The organism is Candidatus Dadabacteria bacterium, assembly GCA_026708565.1.
Taxonomy (GTDB): Bacteria; Desulfobacterota_D; UBA1144; order Nemesobacterales; family Mycalebacteriaceae; genus Mycalebacterium.
Genome location: JAPOUR010000013.1, coordinates 1 through 26,742, shown reverse-complemented (window position 1 = coordinate 26,742; position 26,742 = coordinate 1). Strand labels below are relative to the sequence as shown.

Annotated in this window: 24 protein-coding genes; 9 read left to right on the top strand and 15 right to left on the bottom strand. The window is 54.7% G+C overall.

Translation table 11 applies throughout. The annotated features are described in order from the left end of the window. From OXF42_02250 to OXF42_02225, 6 genes are all read right to left on the bottom strand, one after another. A partial coding sequence (locus OXF42_02250; protein MCY4046918.1) for a hypothetical protein occupies positions 1-299 on the bottom strand: 299 nt, incomplete at its 3' end. Beyond that, on the bottom strand, positions 292-1,587 hold the full coding sequence (gene purD / locus OXF42_02245; GenBank protein ID MCY4046917.1) for a phosphoribosylamine--glycine ligase: 1,296 nt from the start codon (positions 1,585-1,587) through the stop codon (positions 292-294). The genes OXF42_02250 and purD, both read right to left, overlap by 8 nt. After that, the gene (gene glmS, locus OXF42_02240; protein ID MCY4046916.1) at positions 1,584-3,398 is read right to left on the bottom strand and encodes a glutamine--fructose-6-phosphate transaminase (isomerizing); all 1,815 of its coding nucleotides are present in this window, start codon (positions 3,396-3,398) and stop codon (positions 1,584-1,586) included. The genes purD and glmS overlap by 4 nt, the downstream gene beginning before the upstream one ends. Then, positions 3,398-4,762 (bottom strand): bifunctional UDP-N-acetylglucosamine diphosphorylase/glucosamine-1-phosphate N-acetyltransferase GlmU, encoded by a 1,365-nt coding sequence (gene glmU, locus OXF42_02235; GenBank protein ID MCY4046915.1) that lies wholly within the window; start codon positions 4,760-4,762, stop codon positions 3,398-3,400. The genes glmS and glmU overlap by 1 nt, the downstream gene beginning before the upstream one ends. Before the next feature lie 75 nt (positions 4,763-4,837). Beyond that, positions 4,838-5,281 carry a single-stranded DNA-binding protein gene (locus OXF42_02230; protein MCY4046914.1) on the bottom strand — a complete coding sequence of 148 codons (444 nt, stop codon included), beginning with the start codon at positions 5,279-5,281 and terminating at the stop codon, positions 4,838-4,840. A 79-nt stretch (positions 5,282-5,360) separates the two neighbouring features. After that, positions 5,361-5,921: a CoA pyrophosphatase gene (locus OXF42_02225; protein MCY4046913.1), complete on the bottom strand. Its 561-nt coding sequence runs from the start codon at positions 5,919-5,921 to the stop codon at positions 5,361-5,363. Positions 5,922-6,120: 199 nt separating this feature from the next. Between OXF42_02225 and OXF42_02220 the strand changes: the two genes are divergently transcribed. From OXF42_02220 to OXF42_02195, 6 genes are all read left to right on the top strand, one after another. Next, a complete protein-coding gene (locus OXF42_02220; protein ID MCY4046912.1) occupies positions 6,121-7,224 on the top strand; it encodes a Fic family protein in 1,104 nt (367 codons plus the stop codon). 29 nt (positions 7,225-7,253) lie between these two features. Beyond that, positions 7,254-8,102, top strand: coding sequence for a DNA damage-inducible protein D (gene dinD, locus OXF42_02215; protein MCY4046911.1), 849 nt, complete (start codon positions 7,254-7,256; stop codon positions 8,100-8,102). Between the two features lie 109 nt (positions 8,103-8,211). Beyond that, a complete protein-coding gene (locus OXF42_02210; protein MCY4046910.1) occupies positions 8,212-11,328 on the top strand; it encodes a toll/interleukin-1 receptor domain-containing protein in 3,117 nt (1,038 codons plus the stop codon). Between the two features lie 2 nt (positions 11,329-11,330). Further along, complete coding sequence (locus OXF42_02205; protein ID MCY4046909.1) at positions 11,331-11,747, top strand: hypothetical protein; 417 nt, start codon at positions 11,331-11,333, stop codon at positions 11,745-11,747. Between the two features lie 19 nt (positions 11,748-11,766). Continuing rightward, positions 11,767-12,351 (top strand): TIR domain-containing protein, encoded by a 585-nt coding sequence (locus OXF42_02200; protein MCY4046908.1) that lies wholly within the window; start codon positions 11,767-11,769, stop codon positions 12,349-12,351. 2 nt (positions 12,352-12,353) lie between these two features. After that, the gene (locus OXF42_02195) at positions 12,354-13,013 is read left to right on the top strand and encodes a DUF3800 domain-containing protein (protein ID MCY4046907.1); all 660 of its coding nucleotides are present in this window, start codon (positions 12,354-12,356) and stop codon (positions 13,011-13,013) included. A gap of 101 nt (positions 13,014-13,114) precedes the next feature. Here OXF42_02195 and OXF42_02190 read toward each other — a convergent pair whose 3' ends face one another. From OXF42_02190 to rpoZ, 7 genes are all read right to left on the bottom strand, one after another. Continuing rightward, a complete protein-coding gene (locus OXF42_02190; protein ID MCY4046906.1) occupies positions 13,115-14,851 on the bottom strand; it encodes an N-6 DNA methylase in 1,737 nt (578 codons plus the stop codon). Then, positions 14,852-16,087: a restriction endonuclease subunit S gene (locus tag OXF42_02185; GenBank protein ID MCY4046905.1), complete on the bottom strand. Its 1,236-nt coding sequence runs from the start codon at positions 16,085-16,087 to the stop codon at positions 14,852-14,854. A 17-nt stretch (positions 16,088-16,104) separates the two neighbouring features. Then, positions 16,105-16,308 carry a DUF433 domain-containing protein gene (locus OXF42_02180; protein ID MCY4046904.1) on the bottom strand — a complete coding sequence of 68 codons (204 nt, stop codon included), beginning with the start codon at positions 16,306-16,308 and terminating at the stop codon, positions 16,105-16,107. Position 16,309: 1 nt separating this feature from the next. After that, positions 16,310-16,495: a hypothetical protein gene (locus OXF42_02175; GenBank protein ID MCY4046903.1), complete on the bottom strand. Its 186-nt coding sequence runs from the start codon at positions 16,493-16,495 to the stop codon at positions 16,310-16,312. A gap of 67 nt (positions 16,496-16,562) precedes the next feature. Continuing rightward, the gene (locus OXF42_02170; protein MCY4046902.1) at positions 16,563-18,947 is read right to left on the bottom strand and encodes a DEAD/DEAH box helicase family protein; all 2,385 of its coding nucleotides are present in this window, start codon (positions 18,945-18,947) and stop codon (positions 16,563-16,565) included. Between the two features lie 172 nt (positions 18,948-19,119). Continuing rightward, entirely contained in the window at positions 19,120-21,042 is a 1,923-nt protein-coding gene (locus tag OXF42_02165) for a hydantoinase/oxoprolinase family protein (GenBank protein ID MCY4046901.1), read from the bottom strand. A 17-nt stretch (positions 21,043-21,059) separates the two neighbouring features. Further along, positions 21,060-21,368 (bottom strand): DNA-directed RNA polymerase subunit omega, encoded by a 309-nt coding sequence (gene rpoZ / locus OXF42_02160; protein ID MCY4046900.1) that lies wholly within the window; start codon positions 21,366-21,368, stop codon positions 21,060-21,062. Positions 21,369-21,440: 72 nt separating this feature from the next. Between rpoZ and hisIE the strand changes: the two genes are divergently transcribed. Genes hisIE through fmt form a run of 3 tightly spaced genes read left to right on the top strand, consistent with a single transcriptional unit; the run spans position 21,441 to position 24,826 of the window. Further along, entirely contained in the window at positions 21,441-22,085 is a 645-nt protein-coding gene (gene hisIE / locus OXF42_02155) for a bifunctional phosphoribosyl-AMP cyclohydrolase/phosphoribosyl-ATP diphosphatase HisIE (protein MCY4046899.1), read from the top strand. A gap of 47 nt (positions 22,086-22,132) precedes the next feature. Further along, complete coding sequence (aspS, locus tag OXF42_02150) at positions 22,133-23,896, top strand: aspartate--tRNA ligase (GenBank protein ID MCY4046898.1); 1,764 nt, start codon at positions 22,133-22,135, stop codon at positions 23,894-23,896. A gap of 12 nt (positions 23,897-23,908) precedes the next feature. Then, positions 23,909-24,826: a methionyl-tRNA formyltransferase gene (fmt, locus tag OXF42_02145; protein ID MCY4046897.1), complete on the top strand. Its 918-nt coding sequence runs from the start codon at positions 23,909-23,911 to the stop codon at positions 24,824-24,826. On the opposite strand, the gene OXF42_02140 is transcribed toward fmt, so the two are convergent. Both OXF42_02140 and prfB read right to left on the bottom strand, forming a co-directional pair. Further along, positions 24,823-25,695 carry an NAD(+)/NADH kinase gene (locus OXF42_02140; GenBank protein MCY4046896.1) on the bottom strand — a complete coding sequence of 291 codons (873 nt, stop codon included), beginning with the start codon at positions 25,693-25,695 and terminating at the stop codon, positions 24,823-24,825. The genes fmt and OXF42_02140 overlap by 4 nt on opposite strands. Beyond that, positions 25,692-26,693 (bottom strand): peptide chain release factor 2, encoded by a 1,002-nt coding sequence (prfB, locus tag OXF42_02135; protein ID MCY4046895.1) that lies wholly within the window; start codon positions 26,691-26,693, stop codon positions 25,692-25,694. The genes OXF42_02140 and prfB overlap by 4 nt, the downstream gene beginning before the upstream one ends. Between the last annotated feature and the right edge of the window lie 49 nt (positions 26,694-26,742).

Below are 26,742 nucleotides of genomic sequence, written 5' to 3'. Positions count from 1 at the left end.
GCCACTACGGACTGAACCTCTATGACGGTCATGTTCATCTTATACCAGCCCGGCTCATAGCCGCGCTCGCCGGTTTGCTCTATCTCTTCTTCGTCAATTCTGAGCAGCACGTGAATATATCCGCCCGCGTCAACCAGAGGGTTTCCGGTCAGCAGTTCCGGAAAGGCGTCCGTTCCGCACTCCCTCTGCCACGGGCGCAGGTCAAACAGGTGTATGCAGTCTCTGAGCGGGATTTGAAACATCCGCCTGTCGTCCGCCTCCTCCCTGTCTTCACCGGAGAAATAAAAAATGTCAGCCATCTTTCCGCTTTAACCTCCCAAACGCTTTTGCCGCTATGTCTTTTCTGTAAACAAGTATTCCGGGGCCGGTTTGTTTTTCAATCTCCGCGACTTTTTCATAAGCGGCGTCCACCGCCTCTCTCAATGTGCCGCCCGCCGCCGTTACTCCCAGAACTCTTCCCCCGTTTGTTACAACCGCCCCGTTTTTTTCGGCGGTTCCGGAATGAAACACCTCAACGCTCCCCCCGCCGTCCGCGCCCCTTATCTCCGCTCCCCTTGCGTATTTGCCCGGATAGCCGTCCGCCGCCATTATAACACAGGCCGCCGCCCCTTTGCTCCACACCGGCGGTTTTTCATCCGCCAGCGTCCCGTCCGCCGAGGCGAGCAGAAGGGGAACTATGTCGGACTCCATTCTCATCATCAGGGGCTGGGTTTCCGGGTCGCCGAACCGGCAGTTGAACTCAAGCGTCCGTATGTCGTCCCCGTCCGTCATCAGCCCCGCATACAGAACGCCCTTGTATGGAATTCCCTCGTCCGCCATTCCCGCAACGGCGGGTTTTATAACCTCTTCCATCACTCTCCGGCGCAATTCAGGGGTTGCCATCGGCGCGGGCGCGTACGCCCCCATGCCTCCGGTGTTGGGGCCCCTGTCGCCGTCAAGAAGCCGCTTGTGGTCTTGAGACGGCTCAAGCGGAATCGCCGTTTTGCCGTCCGAAACGGCAAAGAACGACACTTCCTCCCCCGGCAGAAAACTCTCCATCACCACCCTGTCGCCGGAATCCCCGAAAGCCCTGTCGCGCATCAGCGCGGAGAGGGCGGCGTCCGCCTCTTTCTTTCCGGCGCACACAAAGACCCCCTTTCCGGCGGCGAGGCCGTCCGCCTTCAGCACCAGCGGGAAAGCCGCGCCCTCAATCTCCCGCGCTGCGTCTTTTATGTTGTCAAACACCTTGAAATCCGCTGTCGGAATGCCGTGTCTGCGCATGAAGTTTTTTGAAAAAACCTTGCTTCCCTCAATTGCGGCGGCGGCTTTTGAGGGGCCGAACACCCTGAGCCCCTCCGCCTCCAGCCTGTCAACCAGACCCAGGGCGAGCGGCGCTTCGGGTCCCACCACCGTCAGCCCGGGTTTTTCCTCAAGCGCGAGGGAAACCAGCCCGTCAATATCTTCGGAGTTCACCGCCGCGCATCGCGCCCGCTTTGATATTCCGGCGTTGCCCGGAGCGCACACCACTTCGGAAACCAGCGGGCTCATGCCCGTTTTGTAGCACAGGGCGTCCTCCCGTCCCCCCCCTCCGACAACCAGAACCTTCATTCCACGCTCACCACCTTTGCGAGATTTCTGGGCTGGTCAACATCCTTGCCGAGCGTCCGGGCGATATGGTATGCGAGCAGTTGCAACGCGATGACGGAAACCAGCGGGTTTGTTATCAGCCCGCATTCGGGAATTTGTATTACCCTGTCTTCCGCGTCCAGATGGGGCGCATCACCGGCGGGCGTAACCGCCAGAACCCTTCCGCGCCGCGCCTTCACCTCCGCCATGTTTGAGAGCATCTTTTCAAAAGACGGGTCGCTTCGGGAGGGGAACACAAAAACCACCGGTATTTTCTCGTCTATAAGCGCGATGGGCCCGTGCTTCATCTCGCCCGCCGCCGCCCCCTCGGCGTGTATGTAGGAAACCTCCTTGAGTTTCAGCGCCCCCTCAAGCGCCACCGGATAGCCCAGCCCCCTGCCCAGATAAAGAAGGTGCGAATATCTGGCGAACTCTGCGGCGACCTCCGCAATTTCGTCATTCAGCGCAAGGCAGCGCGACTGCGCCCCGGCTATGGAGCGCAACTCTTTTTCCATGTCCTCCGCCGCGCCGCCGGTTACGCCGCGAGCCTTGCCGAGGAACAGCGCAAGCGCGCAGAACACCGCGACCTGAGTCGTGAAGGTTTTTGTTGAGGCGACCGAAAACTCCCTGCCCGCCCGCGTCAGAATGACCGCTCCGGCCTCGTCAACCATCTTTCCCATCGGGTTGTTTGTTACAAGCGCCGTTGCCGCGCCGCGCTCCGCCGCCTCGGCGAGCGCGAGGGAAGTGTCCGCCGTTTCCCCGGACTGCGACACGGCGATAACAAGCGTCTCCGGCCCGAGGCGGGGCCTTCTGTAGCGGAATTCGGACGCTATCTCGGCGTCTGCGGGCAGGCGGGCGAGGGATTCAATCATGTAGCGCCCCGCTATGGAGGCGTAGTGCGAAGTGCCGCATCCCACAAACACCACCCTCTCAACCGCCGAGGGGTCAATTCCCTCAAAATCCGCCTCTTTGCCGATCCTGCCCCTCAGGGTTTCGGAAACCGCGTGCGGCTGGTCGTGTATCTCTTTGAGCATGTAGTGCCGGAAGCCGCCTTTGCCTTCCTCCGCGCCGCTTGCGCCCACCGCCCTTTTCGGGCGGCTGACGGTGTTTCCGTCCGAGTCCGTTATGGTAACGCCGGACGGCTTCAGAACCGCAAAGTCGCCGTCTTCAAGCACGGTAACCTCATCGCACCACTCTGCGAGGGCGGGCGCGTCCGACGCCACAAACCTCTCGTCTCCCGCCTCCGCCAGAACTATGGGCGAGAACCTGCGGGCGACCACGATGGTGTCCGGCTCTTTTTCCGAAACCACCGCGACCGCCGAGCATCCGCGCACGCGCTCAAAACTTTTTCTGACCGCCTCAAGAAGCCCGCAGCCCCCGCCGTGATACTTGTCTATGAGGTGGGCGATTGTCTCCGTGTCGGTGTCGGACAGAAACTTTCCGCCCTCCGCCTCAAGTTCATCGCGCAGCTCCCTCCAGTTTTCAACCACGCCGTTGTGCACAACGCTCACCGCGCCCGCCGTGTGGGGGTGGGCGTTTGCCCGGCTCAGCGGGTCGCCCTGGGTCGCCCAGCGGGTGTGTCCTATTCCGACCCCGCCCGAGGGCGCGGCTGAGCCCATCTCGCGGACAAGCCGGTCAATTTTGCCGGGGCTTTTGAAAACCGTCGCCCCGCCTTCTCCCATCACGCAGATTCCCGCCGAGTCGTATCCCCTGTTGTCAAGTTTTTCAAGGCCCGCCCGCACCACATCACACGCCCGCCGCGCCGCGCCCACATAGCCCACAATTCCGCACATCAGCCCCCGCCCCCCTTTTTGCCGCCCGCGCCGCGCCGCGCTATCTCTTTCTGCCTGCTTCTGCCGATGGCGAGAGAGCCGGGGGAAACGTCCTTTGTTATCACCGAGCCGGCGGCGGTGGTCGCGCCTTTGCCCACTTTCACGGGGGCGATGAGCATGGTGTCGCTGCCGATGAAAACCCCGTCTTCAATGGTTGTGCGGTGTTTTTTCCTTCCGTCATAGTTGCAGGTTACAGTCCCCGCCCCCACGTTGACCCCGGAGCCGACCTCGGAGTCTCCCACATAGGACAGGTGCGGAACTTTTGACCCGCGCCCCACGGACGACTGCTTGATTTCCACAAACGAGCCCGCCCTCGCGCCGTCCATAAGAACGGTTCCGGGGCGTATTCTTGCAAAAGGCCCCGCGGACGCGCCGCCGCGCAGAGAGCATCCGTCAAGAGACGAGGAGAACTCCACCGAACAGCCGGAGCCGAGGGCGCTGTCGCGTATCTGCGAGCAGGGCCCGACGGAGCAGTTCGCCCCTATGCGGCTGCGGCTTATAAAACAGAACGGGTGGATGACTGTTCCGCGCCCTATGGAGGTTTCGGGGCATATGTGGGCGGTTTGCGGGTCTGTGATGATAACGCCGGAGCGCATAAGGCGGGCGTTCACTCTGTCTTTAATCATTGCGCTTGCCGCCGCGAGTTCCCCCGGCGTGTTGACGCCCGCCACCTCTGCGAAGTCCGCACGGACGGCGCTCACTTTTTTGCCGCCGCGAAGGGCGGCTTCAATCAGGTCTGTTATGTAGTATTCACCCAGCGCGTTTTTGTTGCTCAGTTTTCCGGCGGCGGCTCGCAGAAAAGGGAGTTTGAAGCAGTAAATTCCGGCGTTAATTTCGCGCCCCCGCTTTTCCTCCGCGCTTGCGTCCGCGTCTTCCGCGATCCTTTCAACATCCCCGCCCGCGCCGCGAACTATGCGCCCGTATCCGCGCGGGTCGTCCGTTTCCGCCGTTACCAGTGAAACCGCCGCGCCGCTTTTTTTGTGCCGGGAGACCACTTTTTTGACAAGCGCTCCCGTAACGGCGGGCATGTCTCCGTTGAGAACGATTGCGTCTCCGCTTTTGGATGTTATAACGTCAAGCGCCGCCCTGATTGCGTGCCCCGTGCCGGACTGGTTTTTCTGCACGGCGAACTCAACCGGCCACGGGCAGGCGGAGAGGCAGTCAATTACGGACCCGGAATCAAAGCCGACCACCGCCACGGTTTTTGACGGTTTTGCCGCAGAGGCCGCCGCCGCCACGTGCCTGACCATCGGAGTTCCCAGAACCGGGAGCAGGGTCTTCTGACGCTCCCCTCCCATTCTTGAGCCTTTTCCGGCGCAGAGGATTACGGCGTATAAAGGCAGAGTTTCAGCCCTCCCGATGCGGAAGTTGTTGCCGCCGCTATTTGCGCGGGGCGGTATTTAGAACGGGATGTCGTCATCCATATTGTTGTCGGGGATATCAACCACGGGCGCGTCCGACCGGTCTTCCCGCCGCCGTCCGCCGCCGCCCTCATGGCCGCCGCCTTCGCGTCCGCCGGAGCCGAGAAACTGAATCTCTCTCGCGTGTATCTCGGTGGTGTGTCTGGTGTTGCCTTCCTTGTCTTCCCACTGCCGCGTTCTTATGCTCCCCTCAACATAAACCGGGCTTCCCTTTGCGAGATACTGTCCGCAAATCTCGGCAAGCCGGGACCACGCCACAATTCTGTGCCATTCGGTGCGCTCCTGTTTCTGTCCATCCTTGCCGGTCCACGACTCGTTGGTGGCGATTGAAAAGTTTGCCACTGCCGCTCCCGAAGCGGTGTATTTCATCTCCGGGTCGCTGCCGACATTGCCTATTATTGTTACCTTGTTTACTCCTCTCATGTTTCCTCCGGGGGTGTTGTGTTTTTCCGGTGGAATTGTATACGCATAACGCGCCTCTTTCCAAACTCCGGGCGCATTTTCAGGGCAGGGCTTCCAGCAGGTTGCGCACCACCCGCGCCGTCATTCCCCATATCCGCCGCCCCCGGCAGAGGAACTCCGGCTTTGCGCCGTCCTCCGCCCCGCGCGCTATATCGGAGGCGGGCATCCAGAAAACCTGTTCAACCTCGCTCTTTTCCCTCACGGCGGCGTCTCCGGTAAGAACGCACACAAACGGGGTTACGACATAAACCCGCCCCGTGCCGCCGGGGGGGACGGACGGCATTTCATCGTCAAGCCGCCCCGCCACCTTTGCGTGTTTTTCAACATCAAGCCCTATCTCCTCAAAGGTTTCCCGGACGGCGGTTGAAAGCATGTCCTCATCTCCGTCCTCTTCCGCTCCGCCCGGCAGGGCTATATGCCCCGAAAACCTGTCAAGAGGGTGGTGGGAGCGTTTGATCATGCACAAGTCCACATCATCGCGCCTGTTTCTGAGAACCGCCATAACCGCCGCCCGCGCCGCGCCCTCGGGCGGTTCAATGCGCCGAAGGGGCCGCCGCGCAAGATTCCTTTGAAGGCGGTCTGTGAAGGACGGGTTTGGCATGGGGGGTAGTGTATCACGGGGGAGGGGAGAGGCGATATGTAAACTTTTTAACCATATGGGCGCTGATATGTATACAAAAGCGGGGTTTTGTATACATATTGGGGTGGATATGTATAGAAAAGTGGCATTTTGTATACATATTGAAAGAAAATGTATAAAGTTTGTATCAATGACAAAGACGGTAACGGAGAAAGTTGTAATGACAGAAAGAGTTGGTAAATACGAGATTCCCCTGCTTCCGCCTCAGGCGGACTTGAAAACCACTCCCGTGATGGATGCGCTTGTGGATGCTCGCGGCGCGCTTGGCGACCTGAACGGGCGGGCAATCAGTCTTCCCAACCCGACCATTTTGCTGAACACCCTCTTTTTGCAAGAGGCTTTGGCCAGTTCCGAGATTGAGAACATTGTTACCACTCAGGACGAGGTTTTTCGTGTTGAGGTGCTTCCCGGAAAGAGGGGCGCGGTGGAGGCAAAGGAAGTCGCGCGTTACCGCGAGGCGATGCAACTCGGCTACAATGCGTGGAAGAAGAATCGTTTCATCAGCGAAAACATGCTGATAGATATGTTTCGTCTGCTCAAGCAGCGCGAAGACGGCTACCGGAAGACTTCCGGCACGGTAATTAGAAATGAGCGGACCGGGGAGACGGTGCACACACCGCCGCAGAGTGAGCGGGAGGTTGTGGAGCACATGCGGAATCTTGAGCGTTTCATTAACGATGACCCGCCCTGTAACCTTAACCCGCTTGTAAAGATGGCGATCATTCATCACCAGTTTGAGAGCATTCACCCTTTTCCGGACGGAAACGGCAGGATAGGGCGCATACTCAATGTGCTGTATCTCACCCATGCCGGATTGCTTGACAGTCCCATCCTTTATCTGAGCCGGGCAATCAACAGAACCAAGTCGGACTATTACCGCCTGCTTCAAGCCGTGCGGAATGAAGGCGCGTGGGAGGAGTGGGTTGTCTATATGCTGAAGTCGGTTACCGCCACGGCGCGGAACACGCTGGAACTTGTGGAAGGTATTCGTAACTTGATGGCTGAATACAAAAACCGTATGCGCGATGAACTTCCGAAAATTTATTCGCAGGATTTGCTCAACAACCTGTTTCGTCATCCTTACACCCGCATTGAGTATGTTGAGAAGGATTTGAAGACCAGCAGGCAGACGGCGCGCAAGTATCTTAAGCAACTCGCGGAGCGCGGGTTTGTTAAGGAGTCAAAAGAGGGCAGGAACAACTACTACGTCAACACACGCCTTACCGACCTGCTTCTCAGCGTTTCATCCGGCGATGGGGATTGAAGATGTGTGTTTTGAAGGGAGGCAAGACAATGAGCAAGATACAAGACAAACACCACAAGACATTTGAACAGATTCGTCAAACCACGGATGAAGGGCGGGAGTTCTGGTCGGCGCGGGATTTGATGCCCGTTTTGGAATATAGAAAGTGGGAGAATTTTGAGGCTGTCATACTCAAAGCCATTGATGCCTGTAACAACTCCGGTATCAACTCTGATGACCATTTTCCTGAGGTCAGGAAAATGGTCGGAATCGGGGCCGGAGCCAGTAGGACAGTAACGGATTACAACCTGTCCCGATACGCCTGTTACCTAATCGTGCAGAACGCCGACCCTTCCAAGCCGGTGATTGCCTACGGGCAAACCTACTTCGCCCTGCAAACCCGCAGGCAGGAGATTGCCGACAGCCAAGCGTTTCAGGAACTTGATGAAGCGAAAAAGCGCGTTTTGTTGCGCGGCGAACTGCGTGAACACAACAAGCAACTGGTTGAAACGGCAAATGCGGCGGGGGTGAAGTCCGGTTTGGATTTCGCAATCTTCCAGAATCACGGCTACAAGGGGCTATATGGCGGCTTGGATGCAAAGGGCATTCACAGAAGGAAAGGGCTTCAAAAGAGTCAAAACATCCTTGACCACATGGGCAGTACTGAACTTGCGGCAAACCTGTTTCGCGCCACTCAGACGGAGGAGAAGTTGCGCCGTGATGAGATTAAGGGCAAACACAGGGCAAACCGGACACACCATGAGGTTGGTGTGAAGGTTCGCCGGACTATTGAGGAATTAGGGGGGACTATGCCGGAGAACTTGCCCGCGCCTGAGACCAGCATTAAGAAGTTGGAGAAGCGGGGGAGGGGGCAGGTTAAGAAGGGTGGCGCAAGTTGAATACTGCAAGAAAAGAGGTTGATATGCTTAAGGAATTGGTAGAGCATTACCGCAAGCGGAAGCAGGGGCTTATGCAGAAACTGCTGACAGGGGAGATGAGGATAAACAGTTGAAGTTAAAAGTCTTTGTAAGCCACAGTAGTCTTGATAGAAAAGAACTTGCGGGTATAAAATCGCACTTGCAACCCCATGATATTGACTTATTTTTGGCACATCAAGACATTGAGACATCTGAAATATCTCCTGAAAGAATTAAATTAGAACTCCAGAGAAGCCATATTTTTGTATTGATTGCCAACAAAAACTCAAAACAGAGTTCATTTTGCAATCAGGAAATAGGGTTTGCTTTAGGTCTGAAAAGATATGGGCATAACAGATTTATAGTTTGCTTTTCTCATGATAACTATGCTCCAAAGCATTGGGATTTGATTGGGGATATTCAGGGGATTTCTCACGCAAATTGGAACGACTTGAAGGAGAGATTGCGTCAAGAATTGGAACTCTTAAAGGATAATCTGCCTGTTTATTTGTCAGAAAACCAGCCGAAGACTGATTTGGCAATAATGAATTTATTAGGCGCTTGGAGAGAATCCTCTCAAAAAGACAAATTGATTGTTGATAGTTTGTTGACAGATAGGGATTTCGATACATGGATTTCAGGGATTCGCAGGTCTATGCGGGACTCAGATACCAGTCCTATACTGTCTCGTTATGGAGTGTGGCAGGTAAGGCCAAAAGTAAGATTATCGTTATGGGAAGCAGTAGGAGACCATTTATCGGATGAACACCTTGATAGTTTTCAGAAATGCGCGGTAGAAGTCCTTTCCGAACCTGGTCCATGGTTTCAAGTTATTACTCAAGAGATGGCTGAGGCAGGTTCTTACAAGAGAGGCCCGGATTATTCAAGTGATCTCAGAGAGGGGATTGCTGAAACTCTTGCTCTTTTTGGGAATAAACCTCAATTTCTCAAGTTTTGTTCAAGAGAAAGAGTGGAATATATGGCGGGCTATGTTATTAGAAGAGTTCTTGAAAATGCGGACTGGATGTTGTGGGCGAGTCTAAAGGAAGTTTTACCCCTCTTAGCCGAGGCTGCTCCCGAGTGTTTTCTTGATATAGTCGAGAAAACACTCAAGAAAACCCCATGTCCGTTTGACAGATTGTTTTTAGAAGAAATTGATAAGGGAATATTGGATGGACCTTATATGTGGGGTTTGTTGCAGGCTTTGGGAGTAGTGGCATGGAGAGAGGAGTATCTTTCAAATGTGGTGGTTGTATTGGGTGGTTTGGCATCTCGTAATCCCGATGGGAGATTGGCAAATAGACCAAATAATTTACTTTGTCAAATCTTTCAGCCTTGGTTTTCTCAAACAACAGCGTCCTTTGAAAAGCAAAAGTCTGCAATGAAAGCACTTCAGAGAGAATATCCTGAAATTGCTTGCGAAATCTTGTTTTCGTTTCTTTTCACCTCAAATCCGCCATCTGCTGGAAGCCGTCAACCGTGGAGTTATCCAATACCTGATATTGATTTTCTTGAAATTCGTAACAGCAAAGAATGTAGAGCGCAGATACAATTTTACATTGAACAATGCACTGAAATCGCCATAAACAATGACGATCACCTTATAAAAATTGCGGATCATCTTGACGGTCTTAACCCCGATTGTTTTAGCAAAATTGTAGAACATATTGAATCACACGAACTTACTCATGAAAGCAAATCTATTATATGGGAAAAACTGAATGATTTTGTCTTCAAACACAGAAAATTCTCTAAACAAGGTTGGTCTTTACCAAAGGAATATGTTGAACGGTTGGAAGTGGTGTTAGACAATATAGCACCGGATGATTTGCATGTCATTCATAGTAGACTTTTTAACAAGAGAGATTCTGACTTGTACGAAAGAGAAGGTGATTATGGGCAACAAAGCAAAGAGATTGAAAATAGTCGCCAATCTGCCATAAGAGAGATTGTTGACAAAGATGGAGTATCTTCTGCAATTGAGTTTGCTCAAAAGGTCAAACTGCCCTTCCATGTAGGAAGAATGCTTGGTTCTTTTGTGGAAGATAAAGAAGATTTCGCGATACTGAGGGAATGTTTGCAATCTGAATCTAAAAATATGAAAGGTTTTATTCATGGTTTTATAGAGATAAAACATAGGCGAAACGGATGGAAGTGGGTTGATGATTTATCTATTGAAGAGTGGACTGATACTCAAAGAGGTCTTTTGCTACGATCACTTCCTCCGTGCGAAGAAACTTGGGAAAGAGTAGACAAGTGGTTACAAGATGAAGGGGAATACTGGAGAAATCTGCAAGTATTTGCATATCTCCCCCTTTTGAACGAGAAACAAATCCAAATTTGCGTGGATAAGTGTTTGAAGTTCAAGAGGCCGATTTCAGCGTTGAATTGTTTGCATTGGGCTGTTTGTCATAAGTATCCATTGCCCTGTGAGCAATCAATACAAGCATTACTTGAGGCCGTATCAATTGGAGAAGGAAATATGAGAATTGATCCATATAATACTGCTCAAATTATCACAAATCTACAGAGCGATCCCGCTGTGGATGTAAATGAACTTTATAAAGTGGAATGGGCTTATCTGCAACCTTTGAAGTCTGAATCTGATTATTCTCCGAAAAATTTGGAGCACAAACTTGCTCATAATCCTGAATTTTTTCATAAAGTTATATGCACTACCTTCAAACCCCCCAATGCAACAAAAGAACAATCTCAACTGACAAAAGAGCAACTATGGGCTGAACTAAGGAGTCTTAGTCTTTTGCAAATATGGAAAATCCCTCCGGGAACTCAAGAAGGTGGAACATTTTCCTCTGGCAAATTTACTGATTGGCTTGAATGTGTTCTGAAATTGTGTGAACAATCAGATCATATTGAGGTTGCTCAAGAAGCCATAGGGCAAGTCCTTATGCACTCACCCAAAGACCCTGGTGGTTTGTGGATACATAAATCTATAGCAGAAGAATTAAACAAGCCAGATAGGAAACACATGAGGAGGGGGTTGTCTATGGCTTTTTTCAATTCACGTGGAACTCATTGGTTTGACCCGTCTGGAAAAACCGAAAGAAATCTTATTGACAAGTATGAAATAATGGCCGATGATATTGACAAAGAAGGGTTTCAACGTTTGGCTACTACTATGAGAGAGTTAGCAAAAGAGTGGGAAAGGGAATACGCAAGGCATCAAGAGTTTCTAAAGGACAGATAGCAATGGATGACAAAGAACAAGTAATTAGACACCTTGAGATGATACAGGGAGTTATCAACCGCTTGTCTCATAACTCTTTTCTAATCAAAGGTTGGAGCGTGACTATTTTGTCCGCCGGGATCATCTTCATAGTGAGAAGTGAAATTCAAAACGGTTGGTTCATTCTGGCATTCATAGTTCTCATAATCGGTTCTTGGAGTTTAGACGGTTACTTTCTTTGGCAGGAGCGTCTCTTGCGAGGGGTCTATAATAATGTGCGGAAGCGGGAATCAACGGACTTCAGTATGGACACTAAAGAACAGAAGAGCAGACCGGGCAAGAAGATGTTGAAGGTCATGTTTAGATACTCATTAGTCCTTTTCTACCTTATGCAACTTGCTTTTGTATTGGCAGTTTTTATACTCTTGAACAAGATTTGAGGAGGCCGTTATGAGAAAAGTGTTTTTCAGTTTTGATTGGGATGATGTCTGGCGCGTCAATCAGGTTCGCAACAATTGGGTGACAAAGGGAAGTTATAAAATTGCAGGCTATGAGGATGTGGCTGAAATTGAGAAGGTAAGGAAACAGACCGATGAGGAAATCAAGAAATGGATAAACAGGCAAATGCGCGGATCATCCGTTACCTGCGTTCTCATAGGCAACAAGACTGAAAAGAGCAAGTGGGTTGAATATGAAATCAAAAAGAGCATAAAGAAAGGGAACGGACTGCTGGGGATACTGGTTCATAACCTTAAAGACAGCAGTGGTGAGACTGCCGGAGAAGGAAAGAACCCCTTGCGGGAACATGGTCTTGAGGTCGGTTTCGGGAAGAGAGTGGAAAAAGCGTTGCTTTCAGGCGGAGCGGCATGGGGACTGTCAAGGGTTTTATTTCCTCATTTTGCCCTCCCGCTTACTGTTCTTGGGGTGGCATTGGGGATGGTTATCTCAGATGAAGACTATCAAATCTACGACTGGGAGAAAGATAACGGCTACGAAAACGTTGCCGAGTGGATAGAAAAAGCCGCCAAGCAAGTAGGGAGATAAGGTTGTCTGTAACACCTCCGAAAACCTGCTATATGTTTGTGGATGAAAGCGGAAACTTTGATTTTTCCTCCGCCGGAACACGCTTTTTTGTTCTCACTTGCGTAACCACCAACCGCCCGTTTCCATTCTCAGGGAAACTTGACAACTACAAGTATGACTTAACGGAAGACGGCTACCCTCTGGAAAAGTTTCACTGCGCCGTTGATAACGCATATATAAGGTCCAAAGTTCTCAAAATTATTAAGGGCAATCCGGGCAATGTAAGAATAGACAGCGTAGTGGTTGAGAAATCCAAAACCCGTGAATACCTTCGGGAATCCAACCTGTTTTACCCGCGTATGCTTATGTATCTGCTGAGTAATGTTCTTAAAGGGGTTCAACCGGACAAGGCGGTTGTTGTTACTGACAGCCTGCCAATCTCAAGCAAACGCAAGGCGGCGGAGAGGGCTATAAAGACTCTTCTGATTCCTGTGTTGCCAAGCAAATACCAAATTCTGCACCACTCAAGCAACAGCCATTATGGATTGCAGGTCGCCGACTACTGCTGTTGGAGCATATTTAGAAAATGGGAAAGGCGGGAAGATGATTATTACTCGTCAATCAAGCCGCTTATAAGCAGTGAACTTGACATATTCCAAACCGGAAGCGAGGGGTATTATTAGCAATAGCGCAATATAATGACCCCCCCGGCTAACTTCCGTCTGGAAGTAGAGCCTTTTGGGATTCTTGTCACCGGGGAGGAACGTTTGCCTGTAACATAAGGTTATACCACGCGTTTGTCAAGAAGACTTGAGACCGCCTTTTCAATCTCTTTCCCTTTCTCCTCAATAATCGCCAGCAACTCTTCGGGTGTCCGTGTATCCACAACCGCCTTTCTATTCGGATTCACCGCCTTCAAATCATAAACGGCATTCTCAATGTCAGTCGCCTTGGCAGTCAGCGCCCTTGACTCTTTAACAAACCCCGCAACCCGCTCCTCCGCTTCCTCAATCGCCGCCTTGTCCCGCTCTTTTGGCTTGGCTTTCTTTAACTCCGCCAAACGCTCTTTCCACCGGGCGGCCTCCTGCGCCTTTTCCCGCGCCTGTTTGTGATACGGCGCGGCTTCGGTTTTTGCCCGCTCCTTGCGGACGCTCAAATCCATTTTCCAACTTGATTCACTGTCAGCCCGCTTGGGCAGAAGGGCAAAGAAATCTTTGAAATGCTCAAGCGTCAGGGGTTTGCGCTTGGTTATCTTCAAATCGGAAAGGTCGTAATACCAAATTGATTTTGTCGGCTCGCCCTTGGTGAAAAACAGCAGATTGGTTTTTACTCCCGCCCCGGCTTGAGTGAATACGCCGCCGGGCAAACTTACCACACACCACAGGTCGCACTCATCAAGCAGTTTCCGCTTGGTCTGAACAAACGCATCCTCATTTGTGCGGAACAACAAACCCTCATCAACCACTATGCCGCAACGCCCGCCGGGTTTCAGGCTGTTGAGAACATGCTGCAAATACAAAACCTGTGTTGAGCCGGTTTTGTAGTCAAAACGGGTTTGCGCGTCTTTGCCCTCCTTGCCGCCAAAAGGGGGATTGGTCAGCACAATATCAAACAGGTCGGGCGCTCCGGTGAACAGGCCGCCGTCCCTCTCCCCGCCCGTCAGCGTGTTGCCGTGCCATATATGCGGGTGGTCTATGCCGTGCAAAACCAGATTGGCAAGCGCAACGGGATATATCAGGTCTTCCTTTTCGCGTCCGTAAAATGTCTGTTCCTTGAGGACGGTGTATTCATCGGCGGTCTTTATGCCCGCCTTGATGTGCTCATAACTCTGGGCGAGAAAGCCGCCCGTTCCGCTTCCGGGGTCGTAAACCGTTTCGCCGATTTGCGGGCTGATAACCCGCACCATGGCGCGAATCACTTGGCGCGGGGTGAAAAACTGTCCGCCGTCATTGTTCTTTTCGCCCATTTTGAGCAACAGCCCCTCATAAACCTGAGACAAGCCGAACACGTGGGTCTTGTCTATGCTGTGATGGCTTAACTGGTGAACCCGGTCAAGCACATCAAGGAAGTTGCGCTCGGTGTCCACCCGCACCCGTTCAACGCCGCTCATGATCTCGCTGATAAGCATTTGCCGGATAGTGGCGTCTGCGCGGTTTTTCAGTCCTTTCAAGTGCGGGATGAGTTTGTCATTGACGAAAGCAAAGACAGAGCCGGATGTGTCTTCTTCCAGTTGTTTGCGTTTTTCCCCTTCGGGGGCGGCCCAGTCGCGCCAGCGGTAGGGGGTGTAAAGGGGCGGTGAGTAGTCGCGCTCAAGCGCTTCGGATTCCGCCTGATTTTCCTGTTCAATTTCGTCCAGCACGCGCAGGAACAGAATCCATGTCAGTTCCGGCACATACTGCACGGCGCTGGTAACATTGCCGCGCCGCATAATGTCGCAGATTGATTTAACGGCATTATTGACGGATTTTTGACTGCTCAGATTTTTGCCGTTTCCGTTGGCGCTCTTTTTTTCTATCGGCATTTATAGCGCTCCAGAAAACGCCTGACGGAGTAGTGAGGCGGGCAGTGATTCAATGGCTGATGATTGTTCGGTTGCCGTGTCTTTTATTTGCTCTACATTGGCAAACTTGCCGGTAAGGTCAGCGGCGATTTGTTTTTGTTCGTGTAAAGGCGGTAAAGGAATTTCCAACTCTTCAAGGAATGATGAGGGAACTCGTCTTTGACCGACTGCGCCAGTAAAATGCTGTTCGGCATCATGTAACACTTCGGGCTGTCTCAGATATAAGTGTATCCAGTCAGCAATAATATCTGAAGTAGGCCGCACTACATGGAACTCTGTTGTGCCGAATGCCATACCATCTATTAGATTGCACGCAATGGCGTGTTTGCCGTTCTGCATACAAGGCGTAATTTTAGAGAAAACTACATCCCCTTCCTCAAAATAGGTATAGCCCTTCTTGACATCTATATATGGGCGTTTATTGCTGGAATCCATTGAACCCGTAACTGCGTCAATGGCTTCCATTGGAACAAAGGCTGTTAGTTCAGAATCATCGCGTTCAATTACGGGGCGTCTTGGATTAACAGTGCACACATCACCAAGCGCAACCCACCGCCACCCGTCCGGTAATGTTTTTCCTTTTGCCTCAAGCACTTCCCGCAAATAAGCGGCGGGCAGGGCGCGGGCGGCTTCAAGGCGTGTTTCGCTTGCCTTTCGGGCTTGCTCAACGGCGGCAAGTTTCTCTGTTAGGGTAGCGGCGATTCGCTTTTGTTCGGGAAGAGGCGGGAGAGGGATTCTAATTTCGCGTAACCCATTTCGGTTGAGTGTTTTCCCTTTTACAGCATGTGAAGAGCCTGAGGACGGATCTATGAATTTCAAAGAGAATTGTAAGAATTTCGTATCCAGTGAAGAATCTTTTGGAAAAAGTGCTGCAATGGCTTCGTTTGTATAGAGGTCAGTTCCCGCAAACGCCATTTTTCCTATTGTAAGTTTGAAACTGAATAACAGAGTCCCCTTCGGAATCAAACGCATATTTGCCTCCTGTGTCGCTATTTCCGTAATGCCTTCTTTTGTATCCTTTACGGTCTCATTATTTAAGTCCGAAATCGTTGCCCAAGGAAGTGTTCCATTCCAGTATGCCGGAGTATCCCTTCGGGGAGTGCGCCCGGTAACTATGTCGCAAACATCACCAAGCGCAACCCACCGCCACCCTTGCGGCAACTCCTTCCCTTCTTTATGCGGTAAATCGGTCAACACTTTTCTCAAACCTCTCTTTAATAGAGGTTTGTTAACCTGCTGAAAGAGTGTTTCAAAACATCAATCGCTTGTTGTTCTGTAACCGAGGGAAAGTCATCCAGAAATTTCGCCAGCGTATCCCCCGCTTCCAAATGTTCAAACAGAATTCGCACCGGCACTCTTGTGCCGGAAAATACCAGCGTTCCACCTAATATCTTGGGGTTTCTACTGACAGATTCCATTTCAATTCACCTCGTCTGCCTCCGCCGCTGATAACCGCATCTCGCCTTTCTGTGCTTCGGCAATAGACCTTATTGCAATCAGAATGTCCGTTGCATCCCCTTCTTCTATTGCGTCATTCAAATATCTCGCCGCAAAATTCGGGTCGCGCAGGTATTTGTTATGAGTTTCACTTACATCTCGCGCCATCGCCTGTTCCTCCGTTTGCCGTAGTATATCCTGTAACCGAAGCCAAAAATGAATTCGCAGTTCACTTTTACGCCGAAAACACCTTCATTTTAGTCTCTTTCAACAACTCCGCCGGTTTGCCTCCCTCGCTCAACGCCTTAAGCCCTCCCGCCGCTTCAACCTCCGGCGTTCTGAATATCATCTGATTCTCCAGCCCGTCCGTTCCCCCCTTCTCAAACTGGCCGACAATGGCGCGAATTGCTCCGGCGGTCTGCTCCGGCAGTCCCCTGAGCCAGTCCTCGTGCTTGTAGATAAAAGCCAGCGCGCGGTCGCTGCGGGTGCGCGGCGCAAGACCGAAGCCCAAATCGGCAAGCACATCGTAAAGGTCGTAATCGTTCATTTCCTCAAGCGCCTGCAACACGGCGGGCGGATGACCCGATTCAACCAAGCGGTTCATTAAATTGCGCCGCTCCTCCGGCTGTATCCACCGCTTCCGGAATTCATCCAGAGTGGGGGCTTCCCTGATGAGTTGGGCGGCAAGGCGGTTTTTGTATTCGTCCACCGGCACGGGGCGTGCCTGCCCGTCTTCCTGTATTACCACATACCGCCCGGTGTCTGTTATATGCACATTAAAGCCGTCCGCCACAATGACGGGTTCGGAAGCCGTGCCGCCGCGCCCCCCGCCGGGAGGGCGCGGAGGGGTAACAAGTTCCTCCCCGAAAAGGTCGGTCACGCCCGTATAGTCGTAAATCCTGAACATCAGTTTGTTACTGCCGGGGTCAATCCGGGTCCCTCGCCCTATCATCTGGTAGAAACTGATGGGCGATTTTATGTATTTGAAAAAGACAATGTTCCGCACAACGGGCACATCCACGCCGGTGGTCAGCAGGTCAACAGTGGCGGCTATGAAGTGATGCCGCATGGCGGCGCGAAAATCGGGCAACTGGTCATTGCCGCTTGATGCGGCGGTGCATTTGAAGGCGTAGGGTTCAAGGCGCTCCTTTTTGTTTTGAACACACCACTCGGTGTAAAGGTTGTTCAACTTAATGGCAACCTCGTCCGCATGACTGTCACGGGCGCAGAAGATGATGGTTTTCTGTTCGGGGCCGCCGGTCTCAACCAGATACTTGAACAGGTCTCCGCACATTTCCCACACGCGGTCGGGAAGCATAATAAGGTCTTCAAAGTCGGGCTTTTCATACGCCTTGCGCAAGTCCTCGCGTCTGGCCGGTTGTCCGGTGTGCGCGTATCGCGGGTAATGCTTCATAACTTCGTCAATATCAAGCCCCGTTTCATCAAGGTTCACGCGACCTTTTTGAATCTCGCAGACGGCAAGGTAGCCGTCTTCCATCGCCTGTGCCATGTCGTATTCATAGACCGGCTCGCCGAAGTATTTGCAGTTGTCGGCGGTGATCCTGGCGTCCTGTTCGGCTTCCTTTGTTTTTGCGCCCGTCTTCAATATGCGCGGGGTGGCGGTCAGCCCTATCTGCACCGCGCCCGGATTGCGGGTAAGCGCCCGCGACCACTTGCCCCATGCGGAGCGGTGGCACTCGTCAATCACTATGTGGCTGAAGTAATCCTCCGGGTAATGCCTTGTCAGAAAACTGGCGTCATCCTCCTCCGTATCCACTCCGAGGGTCTGATAGGTGGCGATGTGAACGCGGGCGTTTTTGGCACGGTTGCCGCCGTCATAGCCGCTCTGCCGGACTTCCGCCGCATCCGAGCCGAAAACGTTTTGAAACGCGGCAAGCGCCTGAGAGCGGAGTTCGTCCCGGTCGCAAAGGAAAAGGGCGCGTTTGAGTTGCCCCGCATCGGCTATGCGCTTGAGAAGGTTGACGGCTATGAAGGTTTTGCCCGCGCCGGTCGCAAGGCTCAGCAGGGCGCGGGGCGGCTCGCCGCTTCGCGCATTGCGGGCGACTTTTTCCAGCACGGAGCGAATGGCGGCGTCCTGATAGTATCTGCGCGCCCCCTCGCCGTTGTGGTAGGGCTTGAGGAGCGGCTTGGCGGCTTCATCTTCCAGAGCGAAGCCCATGTTTTGCTCGTAACGTCTGCGGAGGCTTTCCGGTGAGGGGAATTCGCTCATCGGCTTTGGTTCTGCGGTCAGTCCGGTAAAGCGGTCGTATTCAATGAACAGATGGCCGTTTGAGGAAAAGACAAACGGCACATTCAGCAGTCTGCTGCGGGCGTATGCCTTTGCCTGATCAAGCCCGTGGCCGGGGGGAAGGTCGGTTTTCTTGGCTTCAATAAGTGCCACCGCCACCGGCTGGGCGTCCGCCGAGACTTTTATGCGGAGAGTGTAATCCACCTGCCCGCGCGCGCGGCGGCGCGCCCTGCCGCCGATGATTTCAATGCCGCCCGCCGTTTCCTCGCGGCGTATCATGTCTTCGGTCCAGCCGCATTTGTGAATTGCGGGGTCAATCAGTTTGGCGCGGGTGTCCGCCTCGGAAAGACCGGTATTAACGGGAGATGTCATCGGGCATTTCCCTTTTTCCTGTTGCTTGCCATAAAGTTCCCCTTATTAAAACAGGGCGGTATAAATCGGTCAATTGCGCTGTTTTCAAATTCCAACCTCACACTTGAACTCCGAATGTTGCCGTAAAACTAACATTCACTTGCACAGTAACATCGGCAATGTTACATATCCGCTATCCAGCCCGCGCAACCACATTCCCCCACCCGTCAACCTCACACCTGAACTCCGGCGTTACCATCAGCACGGACGTATCCTCAAACACCAGCGCGGGGCCCTCAAACCTGAAACCGGGACCGAAATCCTCCCTCCGGTAGGTTTTGAACTTCCGGCAAACCCCGCCGCGCCACACATCCCTCTCTCCGGACGGAACACTCCCGCCGCGCGGCTTCATCTCCGGCAGCGCCGCGCCGCTCTTTTCCCCGTGAGCGCGGATTCTGACCGCAGTTGTCTCAACGGCAATGTCCTCCATCACATAGCCGAACCTTTTCAAATGCAGTTTGTGAAACTCCTCCGTCAAACCGGCTGAAAACGGTACGGTGATCTCATGCGACTGCCCCTTGTATCTGGCGTCAACAAACTTTTCCGCTCTCAGCATTTCCCCGCCGTCCCGCGCCGCCGCCTCAAGCCCGGCAAGAGCGGCCTCCACCTTTCCGGCCTCCTCCGGCACGGACGCAAAACAGGTTTTTGCATAGTCCTTGTAAACATCCGAAAGCAACGTTCCCAGCGCGGAAAGCGCGGCGGGGTAAACGGGGAAGACAACCTCTTTCATGCCCGTCTCAAGGGCGAGGTCGCAACAGTGAAGCCCCGCCGCGCCGCCGTAGCCCAGCAGAGAGAACTCCCTCGTGTCCGCGCCCCCGCCCGCGGCAATCACCCTTATCAGCCGCTCCATTGAGGAGTTGACAACCCGAATGACCGCGCCCGCTTTCTCCTCTGCGCTTGCGCCCGCGCCGGTGTCAAGAGTTTCCACCGCATCTCTCGCCCTTTTTGCAAACAGTTTTTTCCTTCCGCCGAGAAAACGCTCCGGGTCTATCCTTCCCAGAACCACATTGGCGTCCGTAACGGCGGGCAGGCTTCCCGCGCCGTAGCAGGCGGGGCCCGGCTCCGCGCCCGCGCTTTGGGGTCCCACCTTCAACGCCCCTCCCGCGTCCGTCCGCGCAATTGAGCCGCCGCCCGCCCCTATGGTCGCTATCTCTATGCAGTGTGTCCTCAGCGGAACGCCGCCCACCTCATTTTGGGACGCAAACGGCGGCGAGCCGTCGCACAGCGACACATCGGTTGAAGTTCCGCCCATGTCAAAAGTGATGATCTTTTCCCGCCCCGTCATGCGGGCGATCTTGAACGCCCCCGAAACCCCCGCCGCAGGCCCCGATGTGGCAATCCGGACGGGCTCAACAGCCGCCGTCTCCGGGGAGGTTACGCCCCCGTTTGACTGAACCACGGAAACCTTCGCCCCGCCCAGAGAGGCGGACAGCGCCCTCATGTAACCCGAAACGCGCGGAATCAAATACGCATTTGCGACAGTGGTGGAAGCCCTTTCGTATTCCCTGAACTCCGGCGACACCGAAGACGACAGCGACACGGGAACGCCGGTTTTTTCAAGGGCGCGCCCGGCGGCCTCCTCGTGGGACGGGTTTGCGTAGGAATGAAGAAAACAGACCGCAACCGCCTCCGCGCCCGACTTTCCCGCCAAAGCCGCCGCCTCTTCCAGCTCCCGCTCCGAAGGGACGGCAAGCGCGGCGCCGGTGTGGTCAACCCTCTCGCGGACGCCTATTCTCAATTCGCGCGGAACAAGGCCGGGGTCTTTTTCCCAGAACAGGTCGTAAAGTTTGCCCCGGTTCTGCCTGCCTATCTCCACAATGTCTTCAAAGCCGCGCGTTGTTATGAGAACGGTTTTCGCGCCCTTTCTCTCAATGAGCGCGTTTGTGGCGACGGTTGTTCCGTGAACGATTTCAAAACCGCCCCGCGCCACATCGCCCACACACCGCGAGACGCCTTCGGACGGGTCGGAGGGGGTGGAGGGAACTTTGTGAATGCGAACCGTCCCGCCGTCAAAAAACGCCAGGTCGGTGAAAGTTCCCCCGACATCAACCCCGATTTTAAGGATGGAAGGTTTCAGTCTTTCCTGCCGGGACTTGAGAAGCCGACCTTCTTTTCAGCTATCTCCTTGAGCGCCGTGAGGATGGGTTTGTGCTCTTCCTGAACCACCGAACTTTTGTCCAGATTTTTCTCCACAACTTCGGCGGAGGGAACTTCTCCCGATTCCTCCATCTCGGCGGCGGCCGCCTCGGCAAGCATCTTCTCTTTCTCAAGTATGCTCGCCTTCTTCATCACTATCTGCCGCGCTCTTTTCATCGCAATCACCGCAAGCGCAAATCTGTTGCCTACCACATCCATGCAGTCTTCTATGGTAACTCTTGCCATTTTCTTCCCTCCGGGCGCGCAGTTGCGCGATTGGGTAATATAGCACAAGTAAACGGGACGGAAAGACGGAAGATGGACACGGGCAGAATAAAATTCGGAGCGGACGGGCTTGTTCCCGTTATCGTTCAGGACCGCCGGAGCGGAAAGGTGCTGATGATGGCATGGGCAAACGAGGAGGCGCTTCTTGAAACCGAACGCGCGGGCACGGCGCACTTCTGGAGCCGCTCGCGCGGAAAACTGTGGAACAAGGGCGAAGAGTCCGGCAACTTTCTGGATGTTAAGAAGATACTGATTGACTGTGACGGCGACTGCGTTCTGATGCTTGCCGACCCGCGCGGGCCCGCCTGTCACACGGGCGGCGAAACCTGTTTTTTCACCGATGCGGACGGGGCGGAGGCGACCGCCGCAAGGGCGCTGCAGGAAATGTTTGAAACCGTCAGGGACAGGAAGAAAAATCCCAAAGAGAAATCGTATGTGAGCGATTTGTTTAGGGGCGGCATAGACAGAATAGCGAGGAAGATCACCGAGGAGGCGGGCGAAACCGTCATTGCGGCAAAAAACGACGACCCCCGCGAACTGGTGTCCGAAATGGCCGACCTGTGGTTTCACTGCGCGGTTCTGCTTGCCGAAAAAGGGCTCTCTCCCGCCGATGTGGATATTGAGATTGAAAAGCGCCTCGGCGTCTCCGGCCACGGAAAAACCAAAAGCAAACCCTGAACCGCCGCGCTTGCGGCTTGCGCGCCTTTCCATTAAAATCGCCTCTCATGGCGAACCGGTGGAAGAGAACGGATATATGCGGCGACTTGCGCCCGTCCGATGAGGGGCGCGAAGTCACGGTTATGGGCTGGGTGCAGTCCGGGCGCGACCACGGCGGCGTGATTTTCATAGACATCCGCGACCATGGCGGCATTGTTCAGGCGGTTTTTGACCCCTCAAGGGGGGGTCCGCACGCCGTTGCGGACGCATTCAGAAGCGAATGGGTGGTCGCCGTCAGGGGCAGGGTGGTGAGGAGAGAGCCCGCAATGGTCAACCCCTCCATGCCGACCGGCGAAATAGAGATAGTCGCCACGGACGCCGAGGTTTTCAACAAATGCCCGGAGTTGCCGTTTCCCGTTGAAGACAACGTGGAGGCGGACGAGCCGATAAGGATGAAATACAGGTTTCTTGACCTTCGCCGCCCCGAAATGCGCGACTCCCTGCTGCTTCGCCACCGCATTGTGTCCGCGGCGCGAGGGTATCTGGAGTCCGCCGGTTTTGCGGAAATAGAAACGCCCCTGCTCACCAAGGCGACCCCGGAGGGCGCGCGGGACTTTGTCGTCCCGTGCAGGCAGGCGGGCGGCTTTTACGCCCTGCCGCAGTCGCCCCAGTTGCTCAAGCAGATGCTTATGGCGTCCGGCTTTGACCGCTACTATCAGGTCGCGCGCTGCTTCCGCGATGAAGACCTCAGGGCGGACAGGCAGCCGGAGTTTTCGCAGATAGACCTTGAAATGGCGTTTGCGGACGAGGGCGATGTGAAGGGGGCGGTTGAGGAACTTGTCCGCCGGTGTTTTGCGGAGGGCGGAATAAATGCGTCTCCGCCGTTTGAAAGAATCAGTTATGCGGACGCGATGGAACGTTACGGGTGCGACCATCCCGACATGAGGTTCGGTCTTGAATTGCGGGGCGTGTCGGAGGTTTTCGCCGGTTCGGAGTTTAAGGTTTTTTCGTCCGCGCTTCAGAAGGGCGGGATAATCAAGGCGCTCACTCTGGGGGGCGAAGGCGAGGGCATTTCACGCAGAGACATTGACGAGATGACTGAAGAGGCGGTGTCGCTCGGCGCGGGCGGGCTTGCGTGGATACGGCTTGCGGAGGGCAAGTGGCAGTCTCCCATTGCGAAGTTTCTCTCGGACGGCGAGAAGGCGGCTTTGCTTGAAAAAACGGGCCTTGCAGGCGCGCCGGGCGGGCTCATCTTTTTCGGCGCGGGAGACGCCGCCACCGTGAACGCCGTGCTGTCCGCCGTCCGGCTGTCCGCGGCGCGGCGGCTGGGGCTGATAAAAGAGGGTGAATACAAGTTTGTATGGGTGGAGAATTTCCCGATGTTTGAACGCGAGCCGGGAGGCCGCCTCAAGGCGGTTCACCATCCCTTTACCGCTCCCGCCCCCCAAAGCGCGGACAGTTTTGAGACGGACCCCGAAAACGCCCTTTCACGCGCCTACGACATAGTGCTCAACGGCGTGGAACTGGGCGGGGGCAGCGTGAGGATTCACAACAGGGAGATGCAGGAGGCCGTCCTGAGGGTGGTTGGCATGGATGAGGCGCGCGCTGAAGAGCAGTTCGGTTTCTTTCTCAGGGCGCTGGAGTTCGGCGCGCCCCCGCACGCGGGCGTGGCGCTTGGGCTTGACAGAATGGTAATGATGGCGGCGGGGCGCGGCAGCATAAGGGATGTTACGGCGTTTCCGAAAACCCAGAAGGGCGCCTGCCCGCTGACCGGCGCGCCGTCCGGCGTAAGTTCCGAGCAGATGGCGGAACTGGGGCTCAGAAAGGTTTGAGGGCGGGCGCGCATGAAACTCGTCTTCATGGGAACGCCTGAGTTTGCGGCGGTGTCTCTGCGCGCCCTTGCGCGCCTCCACAGGGTTGAAGCCGCCTTCTGTATGCCCGACAGGCCCGCCGGGCGCGGCGGCGCGGTTTCCCCGCCCGCTGTGAAACTTGCGGCGGCGGAGTTTGGGATACCTGTTTTTCAGCCCGAAAACGCGGGGTTGCTTGAGGGCGAATTGAAACGGTTTCAGCCGGATGCGGTTTGTGTGGTCGCCTACGGGTTCATACTTCCGCCTTCCGTTTTATCTTTGTTTCCGGGGCGTTTCATAAACCTTCACGCCTCCCTGCTTCCCGCCTACAGGGGGGCCGCGCCAATCAACCGCGCCGTGATGGCGGGCGAGACAAAAACCGGCCTTACCACCATGCTCATAAGCGGCGAACTGGACGCGGGAGACATTCTGCTCAGTTGCGAAATACAAATCGGAGACGATGACAGCGCGGAGGATTTGCTGCCGGTGATGGCGGAGCGCGGCTCGGAACTCCTGCTTGAGACACTGCGGGCGGTTGAAGCGGGAACGGTCAGCCCGCGCCCGCAGGACCATTCCGCGGCGACCCTCGCCCCCGCGCTTACGAAAGAGGACGGGCGGATAGACTGGACGAAGCCCGCCCGCGACATATGCAACCGGATACGCGGGACGGCCCCGTGGCCCGGCGCGTTCACAAGCACAGGCGGCGGGACGCTCAAAATAATCCGCGCCCGTTTCCGCCGGGGGGAGGGCGAGCCGGGGGAGATTCTTTCCTGCGAAAAGACCCTTGTTATCGCCGCCGGGCGGGACGCGGTTGAGGCGACCGAGGTTCAGGCGGAAGGGAAGAGAAGAATGCCCGCCGGGGATTTTCTGCGCGGGGCGCGGCTCAAAACCGGCGATATTATGGGGCGTTCCTAATCGCCGCCGTGGCGGGTTGCCCACATAAGTTTTGTTTTCAGGATGGAGAAGTAGTCCGTAAAGGGAGACTTCACAAGGTTGACCGAGCGGTCGGACTTTGTTACCACAACCTCCCCTCCGGAGCGGACGGGGCGCGCCAGCCTGCCGTCAAGCGTGGCCGTCAGGTCTGCGCCGTCCGGCGAGGGATGGCGGAAACGTATCTCGTTTTCGTTTGACACCACGAGGGGGCGGTTGGCGAGGGTGTGCGGGCATATCGGCGTTATCACGGTCAGGGGAAGGGTGGGATGCACCACGGGGCCGCCCGCAGAAAGCGAGTATCCGGTTGAGCCCGTGGGCGTTGAGCATATAATGCCGTCCGCCTTGAAGGTGGTTATGTGCGAGCCGTCTATGTGGAGTTCAAGGTCTATAATCTTGGTCGCGGTCGCGCAGTTCACCACCACATCGTTGAGCGCCTCGCCCGACCATTTTTCATCGCCTTCAATCCGCACGGAGAACATTTCCCGTTTTTCGGTCTCGTAGTCGCCCGCGCGTATTTTCTCAAGCATCGCGCCCGCCTCTTCAACCTTGCATTCGGCGAGAAACCCCAGCCCGCCGAGATTTATGCCGAGCACGGGCGTCGGGCTTCCGCTCAAAAGGCGAGCCGCGCCGAGGAAGGTTCCGTCTCCGCCGAGGGAGAAAACCATATCGGCGAGCGCCGGCAGGTCTTTCGCGTCCGCAAGCGGAGACACGCCGCTTGCTTCGCCCAGTTTGCGCTCCACCACCGGCTTAACGCCGGACTGTTCAAACATCCGGCACAGGTCGGCGGTCATTTTTCTGACCTCCTCCCTGTCCGCCGCGCCTAAAATGCCTATTGTTTTGACGGCTTTCATTCCCGCGCCTCCCCGGAGGTCAGATATGTTTTTATGAAGTCGCCCAGTTCGCCGTCAAGCACGGCGGTTACGTCGCTTTTTTCAAACTCCGTCCGGTGGTCTTTCACCATTCTGTAGGGGTGCATAACGTAAGACCTTATCTGATTTCCCCAGCCGATGTCTTTTTTGGACGCGCTCAAATCGCTCAGTTTTTCGCGCTGTTTTTCGGTTTCAATTTTATAGAGGCGGGCCTTGAGAACCTTCATTGCGCTCATCCTGTTCTGGTGTTGAGACCTTTCGTTCTGGCAACTGACCACCGTTCCGGTGGGTATGTGCGTTATGCGGACGGCGGAGTCTGTTTTGTTGACGTGCTGCCCGCCCTTGCCGCCCGCCCGGAAGGTGTCAACCCGCAGGTCTTTTTCATCAACGACCACCTCCACCGAGTCGTCTATTTCCGGCGCGATAAACACCGAGGCAAATGAGGTGTGCCTTCTTTTGTTTGAGTCAAACGGCGAGATTCTCACAAGCCTGTGGACGCCGCTTTCTCCCTTCAGGTAGCCGTACGGGTGGTCGCCGGAAACAAGCAGTGTCGCGCTCTTTATTCCCGCCTCGTCCCCGTCCTGGCAGTTCAGTATTTCCACCGCGAAGCCGTTTTTGTCGCAGTAGCGCAAGTACATTCTATAAAGCATGTCCGCCCAGTCCTGCGCTTCGGTTCCGCCCGCGCCCGCGTTGATTTCCACGATGGCGCCTTTTGAGTCGTCCTCGCCGCCGAGCATTTTTTTGAATTCAAGCGCGGCGATTTTTTCGGACAGGGAGGAGAGGAGTTCCGACAGTTCGCCTTTGAGTTCTGCGTCTTCCTCTTCGGCGCAAAGTTCGGCGAGCGCCCCGGCCTCTTTCAGTCCGGAGGCGACTTCCTCCCAGTTATTTATGTCGGTTTTAAGCGCGGCGCGTTCGGCGAGCGCCGTCTGCGCTTTTTCCCTGTCGTCCCAGAATCCGGGGGCGTTTGAGAGTTCGTCTATTTCGTCCGCGCGTTTTTGTTTGCCGCCGGGGTCAAAGAAACCCTCTTAT

Excerpts from the sequence above, each read along its gene's own strand:
- purD (MCY4046917.1), bottom strand. The coding sequence starts at position 1,587 with ATGAAGGTTCTGGTTGTCGGAGGGGGGGGACGGGAGGACGCCCTGTGC.
- glmS (MCY4046916.1), bottom strand. The coding sequence starts at position 3,398 with ATGTGCGGAATTGTGGGCTATGTGGGCGCGGCGCGGCGGGCGTGTGAT.
- OXF42_02230 (MCY4046914.1), bottom strand. The coding sequence starts at position 5,281 with ATGAGAGGAGTAAACAAGGTAACAATAATAGGCAATGTCGGCAGCGAC.
- OXF42_02225 (MCY4046913.1), bottom strand. The coding sequence starts at position 5,921 with ATGCCAAACCCGTCCTTCACAGACCGCCTTCAAAGGAATCTTGCGCGG.
- OXF42_02220 (MCY4046912.1), top strand. The coding sequence starts at position 6,121 with ATGACAGAAAGAGTTGGTAAATACGAGATTCCCCTGCTTCCGCCTCAG.
- dinD (MCY4046911.1), top strand. The coding sequence starts at position 7,254 with ATGAGCAAGATACAAGACAAACACCACAAGACATTTGAACAGATTCGT.
- OXF42_02205 (MCY4046909.1), top strand. The coding sequence starts at position 11,331 with ATGGATGACAAAGAACAAGTAATTAGACACCTTGAGATGATACAGGGA.
- OXF42_02190 (MCY4046906.1), bottom strand. The coding sequence starts at position 14,851 with ATGCCGATAGAAAAAAAGAGCGCCAACGGAAACGGCAAAAATCTGAGC.
- OXF42_02180 (MCY4046904.1), bottom strand. The coding sequence starts at position 16,308 with ATGGAATCTGTCAGTAGAAACCCCAAGATATTAGGTGGAACGCTGGTA.
- OXF42_02175 (MCY4046903.1), bottom strand. The coding sequence starts at position 16,495 with ATGGCGCGAGATGTAAGTGAAACTCATAACAAATACCTGCGCGACCCG.
- OXF42_02170 (MCY4046902.1), bottom strand. The coding sequence starts at position 18,947 with ATGACATCTCCCGTTAATACCGGTCTTTCCGAGGCGGACACCCGCGCC.
- rpoZ (MCY4046900.1), bottom strand. The coding sequence starts at position 21,368 with ATGGCAAGAGTTACCATAGAAGACTGCATGGATGTGGTAGGCAACAGA.
- hisIE (MCY4046899.1), top strand. The coding sequence starts at position 21,441 with ATGGACACGGGCAGAATAAAATTCGGAGCGGACGGGCTTGTTCCCGTT.
- aspS (MCY4046898.1), top strand. The coding sequence starts at position 22,133 with ATGGCGAACCGGTGGAAGAGAACGGATATATGCGGCGACTTGCGCCCG.
- fmt (MCY4046897.1), top strand. The coding sequence starts at position 23,909 with ATGAAACTCGTCTTCATGGGAACGCCTGAGTTTGCGGCGGTGTCTCTG.
- OXF42_02140 (MCY4046896.1), bottom strand. The coding sequence starts at position 25,695 with ATGAAAGCCGTCAAAACAATAGGCATTTTAGGCGCGGCGGACAGGGAG.